The sequence below is a fragment of the Trichocoleus sp. FACHB-40 genome (assembly GCF_014695915.1).
Lineage (GTDB): Bacteria > Cyanobacteriota > Cyanobacteriia > Cyanobacteriales > FACHB-T130 > Funiculus > Funiculus sociatus.
Genome location: NZ_JACJPF010000074.1, coordinates 29,593 through 42,328, shown reverse-complemented (window position 1 = coordinate 42,328; position 12,736 = coordinate 29,593). Strand labels below are relative to the sequence as shown.

Annotated in this window: 10 protein-coding genes and 1 pseudogene; 7 read left to right on the top strand and 4 right to left on the bottom strand. The window is 46.2% G+C overall.

The features are described from left to right. The 3 genes and pseudogenes from H6F63_RS17885 to H6F63_RS17875 form a co-directional block, all read left to right on the top strand. A pseudogene (locus H6F63_RS17885) lies at positions 1–127 on the top strand (ISKra4 family transposase); the annotation flags it as partial. Positions 128–634: 507 nt separating this feature from the next. Next, complete coding sequence (locus tag H6F63_RS17880) at positions 635–1,225, top strand: hypothetical protein (RefSeq protein WP_190638880.1); 591 nt, start codon at positions 635–637, stop codon at positions 1,223–1,225. Between the two features lie 304 nt (positions 1,226–1,529). After that, positions 1,530–2,366: a DUF1350 family protein gene (locus tag H6F63_RS17875; RefSeq protein WP_190638879.1), complete on the top strand. Its 837-nt coding sequence runs from the start codon at positions 1,530–1,532 to the stop codon at positions 2,364–2,366. A gap of 126 nt (positions 2,367–2,492) precedes the next feature. Here H6F63_RS17875 and H6F63_RS17870 read toward each other — a convergent pair whose 3' ends face one another. Beyond that, a complete protein-coding gene (locus tag H6F63_RS17870) occupies positions 2,493–3,812 on the bottom strand; it encodes an exonuclease SbcCD subunit D (RefSeq protein WP_190638878.1) in 1,320 nt (439 codons plus the stop codon). A 103-nt stretch (positions 3,813–3,915) separates the two neighbouring features. Continuing rightward, a complete protein-coding gene (cysH, locus tag H6F63_RS17865; protein ID WP_190638877.1) occupies positions 3,916–4,647 on the bottom strand; it encodes a phosphoadenosine phosphosulfate reductase in 732 nt (243 codons plus the stop codon). Between the two features lie 144 nt (positions 4,648–4,791). Here cysH and H6F63_RS17860 point away from each other — a divergent pair, with 144 nt between their 5' ends. From H6F63_RS17860 to H6F63_RS17850, 3 genes are all read left to right on the top strand, one after another. Next, the gene (locus H6F63_RS17860; RefSeq protein ID WP_190638876.1) at positions 4,792–5,073 is read left to right on the top strand and encodes a glutaredoxin family protein; all 282 of its coding nucleotides are present in this window, start codon (positions 4,792–4,794) and stop codon (positions 5,071–5,073) included. A gap of 78 nt (positions 5,074–5,151) precedes the next feature. Next, complete coding sequence (locus tag H6F63_RS17855) at positions 5,152–6,654, top strand: UDP-N-acetylmuramoyl-L-alanyl-D-glutamate--2,6-diaminopimelate ligase (RefSeq protein ID WP_190638885.1); 1,503 nt, start codon at positions 5,152–5,154, stop codon at positions 6,652–6,654. Continuing rightward, positions 6,651–8,198: a DICT sensory domain-containing protein gene (locus tag H6F63_RS17850; protein WP_190638875.1), complete on the top strand. Its 1,548-nt coding sequence runs from the start codon at positions 6,651–6,653 to the stop codon at positions 8,196–8,198. The genes H6F63_RS17855 and H6F63_RS17850 overlap by 4 nt, the downstream gene beginning before the upstream one ends. A gap of 157 nt (positions 8,199–8,355) precedes the next feature. Here the strand turns inward: H6F63_RS17850 and H6F63_RS17845 are convergent, their stop codons facing one another. Continuing rightward, positions 8,356–9,336 (bottom strand): DUF4351 domain-containing protein, encoded by a 981-nt coding sequence (locus H6F63_RS17845; protein WP_190638874.1) that lies wholly within the window; start codon positions 9,334–9,336, stop codon positions 8,356–8,358. Positions 9,337–9,497: 161 nt separating this feature from the next. Next, entirely contained in the window at positions 9,498–11,045 is a 1,548-nt protein-coding gene (locus tag H6F63_RS17840) for a HAMP domain-containing sensor histidine kinase (protein WP_190638873.1), read from the bottom strand. 286 nt (positions 11,046–11,331) lie between these two features. Between H6F63_RS17840 and H6F63_RS30115 the strand changes: the two genes are divergently transcribed. Beyond that, positions 11,332–12,690, top strand: coding sequence for a general stress protein (locus H6F63_RS30115; protein ID WP_190638872.1), 1,359 nt, complete (start codon positions 11,332–11,334; stop codon positions 12,688–12,690). The last annotated feature ends 46 nt before the right edge of the window (positions 12,691–12,736 follow it).

Genomic DNA, 12,736 nt, shown 5'->3' with positions numbered 1-12,736 from the left:
TGTAGAGTCGGCAGTAAAACAAATTGATAGAAGGTTGAAAATTTCAGGAGCGCAGTGGTTGATGAAAAATGTTAATCAAATGCTTAAGCTTCGGTGCGCCTACCTTAACGGATCAATATCCGTTTGATGCTCAAAAGCGCAAAACCGGGATGCTCCCCTGTCTGCATCAGTAAATACATTTTTTTTGTATGTAACCGCATTTCCTACATAGTGCGGAAATTGCGGTTGTCCGACAGGCAAATATCTTAATCAGACTTGATATATAGCGTTTCTCAGCTAGGTCGAGTATATGGCAATTCTGACCTTCCCTCGACCTTGCTAGGGACACAGCAATGCCATGTCTCTACAGATGTAACGCATCCAACCCTTGAATTGATATACATAAATTCACGAAAGTGCAAGTCGCACATTTGAGTGACACTCAACTAAGCTACCAAAGATGTGTTTCACCAGAAAAAGCGACTGCTAATTACCTTAAACCAAAAGTTAGAACTATAGAGAAGTTACCAAGATGAAGCGGTGAAACGAATCTGACATTTCGGAAATTTTCACGGGCAATGGAAAACCTTCCAGACATCCAAACAAAAGCTTCATCTCAGTAAATAAACAGAAAATTAACCCCAATTAAAACTTCATGCTAGTTTCAACCTTTGAACTTTTAGTTAAGTCACAATTGCCAAAGAATCTGGTTCCACCTCCACCAGAGTCCTTCGCCAAACTGAGCCGTACAGCCATTCAAGGTTATTTCCTAACACTTGCTAATACGACAAGCTCAACTGTCATAGTGTCTCTTGTGTTTACATCGGTTACACCGTTTGTGGATATTGAGAAAACTTTCGTTTTTCTGGATGTAACTGGGCAAAATATTCCGGGCGATCTCATTCCAGATATAGCCGCCAATAAGGCAAGATTCACCGTAAAGCTTCCTGCTAATGACACGGGTTTGTTCATTTTGCAGCCCGATATTTTGAAAACTGACCAAAAAGGCAAAACTTTACTCGATACTGCGGACTTTGAAGTTCGTGGTTATGTGGAAATCTTTATGTCTTCGCTCTCCGAAGCTAAATCTGCAAGGCTTCTGTTAACACCCGAACACCGAGGGACATTCTTTAAAGATTTAACAGTTGAAGACCCTCAGCTCGATCAAATCGTCTACACTTTGCCTACCGCTAATGGGAACTCTCTTTTCAAGCTAGAAAAAGAGAAGCCTAACTCGGATGATTGACACATAGTAGCTAATTTTGTTAAAGCTTATCAATGAGCTTTAACAGTAGGTTTAGTTGAGACAACGGATACTGTTGGCGAAGCCCTTAAAACCTAACAACTTAGCTCCCTTCTTTAATAGATAAGAGGAAATAAAAAGCTCCTACCCTATTAGGGGAGAGGTTTTAAGGGATAAGAGCCAACAGCCTTAGAAAACTAAACCCGACCATATTAAGAGTTTGTTTGGTTTAACTATCACTCAACCCGGACTACAACTATAGCTTCGGTTTCACTTTTCTAAAAACAGCATTACAAAATTAGAAAACATGAGTATACAATTTAAACCGATTTCCCATAGTTGGGTTGCAGAAAATACCAATCCAATTGGTGTTGTTCAATTTATTGGCGGAGCTTTATACGGTACTCTACCAACTTTTTCTTATCGGTATTTCTTGCGAAGTTTATTCGAGGCAGGTTATACCATCATTGCTGTACCTTTTCAGTTTGGTTTAAATCACGGAGAAATTGCTAAAGGATTGCTCGATGAAAGAGATAGAATTCGCCAAGCACTAGGCTATTCAGAAACATTAAAACATTTTTGGGTTGGTCATAGCTTGGGTTGCAAATATATTGCTTTGCTAGAAGCATATTCAGGACAAGCGATCGCGCAAGGTAAAAAAAGCATCATTAATGAACCTTCTTTATTAATTGCACCCGATATTTCCGACACCAAAGATGCTGTGCCAATTCCAGGTTTAGCCCCTTTATTAGACTCTTGGGGGATTGGTGTACGCCCAACCAAAAAAGAAACTCAAGACTTGATCGGAAATAGTGGTTTATTTAATCTAACCGCACTAATTTCTTTTGATAAAGATACAATTGCTGGAACCAAAGACGAGCCAATTGATAAAAGTGACGTTGCCTGGTTTATTAATGAGTTGGAGTATAAAAGGAATAAGCCGCTGCTGCGAGGGGAGATACCAGGCGGGCATAGAGAACCGATAGGTATTATGTTAGGCGATTCTCTGGTTGATACTAATCCTTTTGACGGCATTTTGGAACCAATTGAAAAGAGACAACTAGAGCCTCTTGCCATCCAATTTTTAGCAGAATTAGCCCAACGGTTAACACCCGAACCGGCTACATTGTTAGCTTTTGCTTAATCTAAAGTAGGAAACATAGAAACAGGTGCATCCAAGCTTTTGTAGCCTACACCCTCGCATAGCCGATGCACCACAAACAAAGTCCACCCCACCCCTGATTGATTTCGGTGCCTTTGCGCCTAACTTTTAAAGCAAATTCAGCTGATTATCTGCATTCCCCACCGCCATCGGACTTGGTTGATTATTATCTTCCTTTGATGATGCAACTGACTCCAACCAAACCTCTTCCTCGGCGGCGAGTAACTTTTCAGCTTCCTCAAGCATCTGCGTGGCAATGTCCTTGAGGTCTTCGCGATTAGCTAAATAAGTCTTCAGTGCTTCCATTGGGTCGATGCTGGCACTTGAACCAAGTTCTGGTAAGCGAGGGCGCGCCAGCTGACTTACCAATTCAGCTTGAATTGTGTAGCTGTGGGCTTCACTTAAGGAGCTGTGTAGCGTAGCATTATCAATCAAATCCAGCTGTTCGGAACGCAGTTTATAAATTAGCCGCACTACGGCTTCGTGGATATTTTTCTTTGCGATCGCTTTTAATATAGCTGCTTGCGGTTCAGTTGCATCAGACACATCTACTTCAATGGTGATGAAGCTACGCACACTCAGAGGGCAAAATTCCCACTGCGCCCTACCTCGTTCCAGCTGAAGCATCACGTAGCCTTTGTCTTCTTTCTCTTCGCTGAAATCTACCCGCTCAATGCTACCTGGGTAAACGACTGGCGGATCGTTAGATTTATTAAGATTTTGGTGTTTGTGGACGTGTCCCAAGGCAACGTAGTCAAAGCAGGGACGAGTTAGCAACGACAAGGGGAGAGTGAAGCCTTTGCCCACAGCTAAGAAGCGCTCTGCGCCTAAATTAGCGCGGTCTGCCATCAGGTGCGCCAAGAGAACCGTTGGTACTTCTGGGTCTAACCGTCGGATTTCTCCTTCCAGACGAGGTTCTAGACGCTTAATTAATAATTCGTTGACTTCGGAGAGGGAAAGGTCTTCTGTTTCCGGGCGCGTCAGCAGGGTGGAACGGGTCAGCCAAGGAAGGGTCATAACTTGGACTGGGCCGCTCTTGGTTTCGATACGGTGGGTTTTAATTGTGTCCCCAACTATAAACCCTGGAACTCCCAGTGTCCGATAAATGCACAGACTCGCGCCTCCCTGACCTTGGGAATGTTGGTCATGATTCCCTACTAACAAAACTGTGGGAATCTGGGCATCAACTAAGCGGCGAAACTGACTGGCAAAAGCTTCCTGCACGTAGGGCGGCGGTGTGGCATCGGGAAAGGCATCGCCACCGAACAGAACTAAATCTACGGGGAGAGCGATCGCGCTATCAATACATCTAGATAAAGTATTGACAAAATCCTCCAATCGTGTATTCAAACCCGTTTCCGGATTAGTCCGGCCGTGGGTGAAGCCACTCCCCATATGGATATCGGATAGGTGGAGGATTTTAATCATTTGGGAATTGGGGATTGGGGATTGGGGATTGGGGATTGGGGATTGGGAATTGGGGAAAACTCTTTCTTACCTAGTCCCCAGTCCCCAGCCCCCAGTCCCTATTTTAAATGTGAATCCCGCACTCAGTTTTACCCATACCGCGCCAGCGACCAGCACGTTCGTCTTCACCTTCGGCTACTTGGGTGGTAATCGGTTCGTCGCCGATGCTGGGATATCCTTGATCATGCAAGGGATTGTAAATCATTTTATACTCAGCCGCATAAGCCCAGCTTTGCTTCCGCGTCCAGCTGGCTAGAGGATTTACTTTCAGGCGTTGCTGAGAATCCAGTTCCAACACAGGCATATCAGCGCGAGTTGCAGCTTGGTCGCGGCGACGGCCCGTAATCCAAGCGACGGTGTTTAATTCGGATAGACCGCGTTGCAAAGGTTCGATTTTGGTGAGGTGGTGGAATTGGGTAATATCCTTATCCCACAGTGCTTCGCCATAACGTTCTGCAAAAGCTTCGCGGGAATCTACCTCTAGAATCTTGTAAGTTTTCAGGTTTAAATTGTAAAGTTCTTTTGCTCGTGCCACGAGTTCCAGGGTTTGGGGGAAGTGGTACAGCGTGTCTAAAAACAATACCGGAACTGGGTTTGCTGGTTTCAGGTCGCGGTAGAGAATATCTGTCATTACCAAGTCATCAACATTAAAGGCGCTGGTTTGTACCAGTCCAGAGGGGATATTGTTGACGCACCATGCCAGGATCTCTCTGGGATGAGCTTTATCAAACCTTTGGTTAAGTTCGTCTAGATCAAAAGAAGAGATGCTGACATTAGCTTCGGTGCTATAGGTCATGGTAAGTTTCTACTTGTTTCTTGATAATTTTTAACTAATGATGATTTTAACCTATAAATACACATAACCCTACCGGGGAATGGGAATATCAATGTCAAATTTGCATAACTTCCAGTGGTTGATCGAATTTGAGAGAGAACCAGAATGCGGTTAATACTATACAGCAAGCCAGGTTGCCACTTGTGCGAGGGTTTGCAAGAAAAGCTCTTACAAATTTCAAACCCCAGTTTGGAACTGGAGATTAGAGATATCACTACCCGCGAGGACTGGTTCCAAACGTTCCAATATGAAATTCCAGTCCTGTTTAGGGCGCGCCAAGAGCGTACAGAACAAGTAGAAGAACAGTTACCTCGTCCTTCTCCCCGCGCTACAGTGCGCCAGTTGGAACAAATGTTACAGAAATATTTACCAGAAGATAAATGCTAATGGCTAATGGCTAATTGCCATAGTGTTGAAAAGCTATTAGCCAACGACCACAGACCAATGTGTGAGGAGCTACAACAGATGAAATTGCGAGAGTTATTGGCCGCGGTTCCCGGCATACCAACATCCAGCCATGCAGCTTTAGAATCAGAAGTCAAGCGGTTAACGACCAATTCTCATGCTTGCCAGCCGGGAGATTTGTTTATTGGGATGCCGGGAACGCGAGTGGATGGGGGAGAATTTTGGTCTAGCGCGATCGCATCCGGTGCTGTCGCTGCCCTGATCTCTCCCCAAGCTGCCGAAAAACAACCGCCAACAGATGATGTCTGCATTATCCCAGCCACAGACATGACGCAAGCCTGCGCCCAAGTAGCAGCTACTTTCTACGGCTACCCAGCCCAACAGATGAAGCTGATTGGCGTTACTGGTACAAATGGCAAAACCACTACTACTCATTTAATAGAATTTTTCCTCACTCAAAGTCACTTACCCGCAGCGCTTTTTGGTACGCTGTACGCTCGCTGGAATGGCTTTAAACAAACCGCCGCTCACACAACCCCTTTCGCCCTCGAATTGCAAGAACAACTGGCGGCGGCAGTAGCAGCAGGGTCTCAGATGGGGGTGATGGAAGTCAGTTCTCACGCTTTGGCGCAAGGGCGAGTTTATGGTTGTCCGTTTGAGGTGGCGGTGTTTACCAACCTCACTCAGGATCATTTAGATTATCACCGCGATATGGAAGATTACTTTGCGGCAAAAGCTTTGCTGTTTAGCCCAGAATATCTCAAAGGTCGGGCGGTGATAAATTCTGACGATGCCTATGGGAAACGTTTGATTGAAGGGTTAAACTCTGAGCAAGTGTGGCGCTATAGCGTCCACGATACAACAGCCGATCTGTGGATGTCGGATTTAGATTACAGTCCAACTGGTATCAGCGGAATGTTGCATACGCCAAAAGGTGATATTTCCTTCCGTTCGCCGCTGGTGGGTCAGTACAATTTAGAAAATTTACTCGCCGCTGTGGGAGCAGTTTTGCATTTGGGCATAGATTTGCAGGTTATCGCTGACTCGCTACCTTTATTTTCAGGGGTTCCGGGACGGATGGAGCGGGTGCAAATTAGTCCTGTTCAGGATATTAGTGTAATTGTCGATTATGCTCACACGCCGGATAGTTTGGAGAATTTGCTGAAAGCCTCGCGTCCGTTTATTCCCGGAAAGATGATTTGCGTGTTTGGTTGTGGGGGCGATCGCGATCGCACGAAGCGCCCGAAAATGGGTAAAATTGGGGCGCAACTAGCAGAATTAGCAGTAGTTACATCAGATAATCCGCGCACGGAAGATCCAGAACGGATTTTGCAAGATATTTTAGAAGGGATACCGTCAACGGTTCAACCTCTGGTAATTAGCGATCGCGCTGTTGCTATTCGCACCGCTATTTTAAATGCCGAGTCTGGTGATGGTATCCTCATCGCTGGCAAAGGTCACGAAGATTACCAAATTTTAGGAACAGAAAAAATCCACTTTGACGACCGGGAACAAGCACGAGATGCCTTAGAAGCAAGGATGAAGTTAAAGGATAAAGGATGAATCTGCAACCCGCTCCAGATGGATCTCTCTACCAGCTAGCTTTAAAGCTAGCTGTTCAGCCTCTTTCCCTCACAGCTGCTACTCTCACGTCTTTGTCACGGGCGCTCTTGGATACACTGATTGAGCAACAGCTACCAGCTACTATCTGGGCGAAGCTGCCGCCTGGTCAAGTGTGGCAGGAGGAGATATATTCATATCATCAACGGATGAGTGTCCCGCACACGATTTATCTATGCAAGGGTCTGGGGACTGGGGACAAGCCACTTCCCAGTCCTCAATCAAATCCCCAAAATTCGGGCGACTCGCGGATTATTCCAATTTATCTGGCATCGGATAGCCCGATTTTAAGGGAGTATTTTGTCTTAGTCTTATCTGAGAAGTTTGTTGGCTTGATTTTGGCTCATCGTCCCCACCGAAGCAAGCAGGAAATCCAGACAATCTCTACAGACAAAGATTTAGCGCCGGGAAAATCGATGGAGCTTCTAGAGATTCAGCAAGGGTTATCCTTTGAGGACTCCGACGAGTTGCTGGCATTTAATATTAGTCAAGTCGCTACAGAAAAGAAAACGGGGCTGCAAGCTATTTGCAGTTTTGACTTCCCTGTGATTCAACAGCTTTTGCAGGGGATAAGAAACGCGATCGCCCCCAACCAAGAAAATTTATCTTGTTTAGACAAAAAGCTGGAAAACTTACCACAAGATAATGATTTTGTCCAGACCAAAGCGATCGCATCTATACTTATCCACCTGTTAGAAACCCAAGGAAAGCAAGAGCAAAACCATCACTTGAATAGCACCAATGACGGCACAACAGCACAAACAGCAGCCCTACAGCGGCAAAACGAATCCCTGCTTGACGACTTGCTGTTTAAAAACGAGTTGCTGAGTAATTCGCTGCTGGAACTGCGGACACCGCTTACGAACATGAAAACCGCCCTGAAGCTGCTAGAATCGCCGAATCTCAAACCAGCGCAACGCCAACGCTATATGCGGCTGTTGCATACAGAATGCGATCGCCAGACTTCCCTAATGAGCGGTTTAATGGAACTGGTACAGCTAGACAGCACCACCATACCAATCAATCCGCCACCTGTGCATTTAGCAGAAATTGTCCCAGGTGTTGTCAGCACCTATCAGCCTCTCGCCCAAGAAAAAGGCATTCAGTTAGGCTATACCATCAGCACTAACCTTCCAATTGTCTCTTGTTTAGAATCATGGTTGCGGCAGATAGTAATTAATCTCCTACACAACAGCATCAAATTTACTCCCACTGGCGGTCAGGTTTGGGTACGATCCAAGCAACAAGGGGAATACGTGCAGCTAGAATTTCGAGACACCGGAATTGGGATTGCTCCGAATGAATTACCTAAAATTTTTGACCGTTTTTATCGCGGCCGCCCAGCTGCGGGTGAAGAAGTTGTCGGTGCTGGATTAGGTTTAACAATTGTGCAGCAATTACTTTTACGTTGCGGCGGTTCTATTTCAGTAACTAGCAGATTAGGTCAAGGTTCCATTTTCAAAGTGCTGTTACCTATAGCAAATTAAAAAGGGGTTGCTTAATTGATACAATGCCGTGAATGTAACTCGGCTCATATCCCTAAGAACGAGAATCGCTCTAGCCCCATTGCTGTGAATTGCAATCTTAATTGCCCCTAGCCGCTTGACTCCCAGCATCTCCAAGTTGTGTTGCCCAATCTATCGCCTACAGCTCCTGCTGTGCCAACCATACTTCCAAATCAGATAGGCTGGAGAAATCCAGCAGAGCTTCTCCCAGCATCTCCAGTTGTGTAATCGACAACGTATCAATCTGCGATCGCACTTGTTGAGGTAATTCTCCAACTTTGCGGGTGAGTTGGCGCAGGATGAGCGAACGGGCTTCCCGTTGAGCGCCCTGTTCAAGCCCCTGTTCAAGCCCCTGTTCAATCCCCCGTTCAAACCCGATTCGCTCAACACTGGTAATGTAGGGCATCCGTCTTTCCTCCTCGTAAACCTTCAATTCTTGCCAAAATTCGCTTTCTAACCCCTTGGGCAAAATCATAACCCAATCAACAAAGCGAAACAGGTTGACAATCTCCCGCCGCTCGTAGCCTTCCTCATACAGCCGCCGAATCAGGCTTAATTTCCTATCCTTACGGCCTTGCGAGTCGCGTTGCGTTTCCTGGGCTTGAATGTGTGCCATCACGACAACAGCAAAGGGATTGCGGCTTTGTTCTAGTTCGGCATTGCGCGAGCGGTAATCTAGCAACTTTATCATCCCAAACCGAAATGTCACTTCTGTATCGGGGCTGCTGAAACGATACTGATTCGGTCGCCAGTTGGCATTGCGATCGCACAAAATCGCTAAACTCGTAGCATGGCTGTGAAACCTATCGAAAATCCGCAGGTGATAGACCAACATTCGTTCAGCAAAATTAGTTTCTGGTTTTGCTTGGATCTCGATATGCACAAGTAGCCACAATTGTTGACCCTGTTTGAGCCAAACTTTCACCAACTGGTCGGCGTAACGTTTGCCGATTTCTGCATTCGGTGCAATCTGCTGGAATTCTTTATCTAGAAACTCGTGTGGTTGGCTCCAATCAATCTGCGCGGATGTTTCTGGAAAGAAAAACGCGATCGCTTCTGGGAAATACTGGCGTAAAATGTCTTTCCAGGGCGAATCTTGGTCTGAGCGAGACGCGGACATTGGCAGATGCTTGGATAAAAGTAGTTCAATGCCATCAAAATAATATTACACTCTAATTTTGAGTGTAGCGATCGCCCCTATTCTCCATCCTTTTGTCGCACTAACTCTAGCGTTATGAAGCTTTCGGGCAATGGCTCGACAGCGTTCAGCCTTTCGGGATGTTAACTTTTAACTCCTAACTTTTTAGTGTTGCCAACTTCTAAAGGTAGGAAAATTGTTAGCACTTCACCTTGTTGGGGTCTTTGCCGGACAATTAGTTTCCCTCCCAACGCTTGAAAAAGATTTTTCGTTACGTTGAGATTTAGGCTGAGACATCCAGTTTCTGGCTGGAACATTAACATTTGGCCAATAGACTTTAAAGTTGGCTGGTTTATATTCGCCGCTGGCGAGTCGCCGTTTTCGTCGGGATATCTTTGAGATTGCGATTGAAGCTGTAACTTTAACTGGTCGCCTGCGGGTGTCACTTCTACTTGAATGTGACCGCCCTCCGGAATGCGACGGGTGAAGTTCTCAATCAAACCCGTTAGTACCTGGTCTAACATGGCTGGATTGCTAACTACACTCGGCAGCTTTTGAGGCAAAACGACATCTAAGGTTAAGTTGCGCCGGCTTGCTTGTTCTTGCCAGCGGGGAATGCTGTTTTGGAACACTTGGGCGACAGACATAGCACTTAGGTGAACTTCGCGGCGCTTGACTGGTGCTGTTTCTACTTCCGCAGCCCGGAAAAATAGCTCCATGCGGTCAATTTGCTCGGTACACTCGCGATCAATTTTTTCTAGACGCTTGATGATTTCTGGTGGTAAATCGCGGCGCTTCAATAAAAGTCGTGTCAGAGTGCGAATGGTGGTGAGAGGTGTCCGAACTTCGTGGGCAAAGGCTTGTAGTAGTTCTATATCGCAAGAATTTTCAATTAATTGATTATTCAAGATTGAATATTCAGAATTATCTGGATTTTTAGCTTTTGCCTCTACTGGTTCAGCAGCATCACCTTTTGCCTCGTCTGGCAAATTTTTCAGCAGCAAGCGGCTAAACTGCGTGACGGTGCGATAATCGGGCGCTGTGGGTGGAAAGCGCTTGACTAAGGCTTCTAGCTGAGCGACGCGATCGAGGTTGCTTAATAATAAACGCGATCGCAAACTATACCATGCTTTCTCTACTACTTCCGGGTCAAAGGAATACATAAAGGCTTTTTGGTAGTTTACGTCTTCTCCTACTACCATCACCAAACTAAATTGAGAAGTTAAAACTACACAAAACTGTTCAGATGCCAACGGATCGGCTGGAATTAATGGCAGCTTAGGAAGGCATAAAGAGTCTTTTTCTGTGGCTTGTGCAGTTGCAGGAGGCAGTTGAAATGGCATTAAAGCCATAGGATTAAGTGATTCAACTGTAAAAATTCCTGTCTGGAAACGATTCATCACATCTGGATGGCTCAAGACTGGCACAGGGCCAGCTAAAACCAATCCCAACGGCTCATCGGAACCTGTGGATGTAGCAGTTGAGAGATGCAACAACTCCTCCAAGGCTGCGATCGCACCGCACCATTCCCTTTTAGCACGCATCTGCTTGAGTGCTTTCCGGCTGCTGGAGCGCTGTTGACCATCCAATTTTTCTGCTGTTTCTTGGCTAAAAGGCATCAGACTATCTGCCCCTGATGGTTCATGTTGGGCTAATACTTCACCGATGGTTGGCAATAACCACTTCTGCACAAAGCACCCCCTTAACGGCTATCACTGGCAGTGCGTTTAACTACTCTCTGATATGAGCCTACCTATACTTGGCATCTCTCGGTGGTCGTATAACCGTACTAAATAAAGGGCGATCGCCGCGCTCTGCCATAAAGATATCTCTTTCCTCTCGATTGATAGATAAAAGCTTACATCTGGGGACTGATGGAAAACCTAGAAAAAAAGGCGATAAATAAGAAAGAAAAGATGAATAAAGCTGATTTGGTATTGGTTCTAACTGTTTCTTTGTTCATTTGGGGAGGAAAAAATGACCGACGACCAACGTAAGCGGGCTGTAGGCGTGTTTTCCAGTCCTCAGAGTGCGGAGTATGCGCTTAACGAGCTGAAAACTTCCGGTTTTTCCATGAGTCAGATTTCCATCGTGGCACGGGATAGAAACGGGCGCGATGAAATAGCCGGGGTTGATGTACGCGACAATGCTGGCAATCAAACTGGCAGTGGGGCAACACCGGGTGCTATAGCAGGTGGTACAGTAGGCGGTTTTGTTGGCTTACTCGGAGTCTTAAGCGCATTAACGATTCCAGGAATTGGCCCAGTGGTAGCAGGAGGCGCTTTAGCCTCTATACTGGGTGACGCTCTCATTGGTGGTGCAGTTGGTGCCGCAGCAGGTGGCATTGTCGGCGCACTGATGGGTTTAGGTATTCCGGAAGAACAAGCTCAAGTTTATAACCACCGCTTATCCCAAGGCGATTACTTAGTAATAGTAGAGGGTACACAAGCGGAAATTACCAAAGCTGAATCGATTCTAGGGAACCAGGGAATCCAACATTGGGGCATCTATGATGTTAGCAGCATGGTTCCAGCCTATCCGGTGGCATACTCAACCAGCTTCGATCCACTAGGTGTCACTGATCCAACTTATACGTTAGGACTAGATCCCTTAGCACTGAATCCCCTGAGTGCGGGATATACTGTGCCTTACGCAGGCGATCCTAATGTCATTGATATGGATGCAATTCCCCATAAGCGTGCGGTGGGTATATTCTCCAGCCGTCGCGATGTGGAAGATGCCCTACATGAGTTGAAAAATTCTGGTTTTTTGATGGATAAAGTTTCTGTTGTTGCCAAAGATGCAGATCGGCACGATGAGATAGCTGGGGTTGAGGTAAGCGATCACATTAAGGACAGCAATGCTGATGAAGGTGCAACAACCGGAGCGATCGCAGGTGGTGCTTTAGGCGGTTTAACCGGGTTGCTGATTGGGCTAGGTGCCTTAGCAATTCCTGGTGTCGGGCCTATCCTGTTTGCCGGAGCAGAAGCCACTGCTATAGCTACAACCATCGCTGGTGGTGGCATTGGTGCAGCCGCAGGCGGGCTGACTGGCGCACTAATTGGGCTAGGAATTCCGGAACAGGAAGCCAAAGTTTATCACGATCAATTATCTAGCGGCGATTATCTGGTTTTGGTAAACGGCACCGAAGAAGAGATCCAGCGTGCAGAATCTATTCTGAAAGCTAAAGGCATTCATGAATGGGGAGTCTATAACCTACCAGAAAATAAAACTTCGGGCATCTCTTCTCCGAAGTCTCCAGAGATGGTTGCGGAACCTCAAGATCACTCTAGCCAGGGAAGCGATCGCGTCACCATCATCGACAACCGGACATAAGTTTTCTAAGCTCACCATTCTTTCGGTAGCTTAGTAAATCTGACGC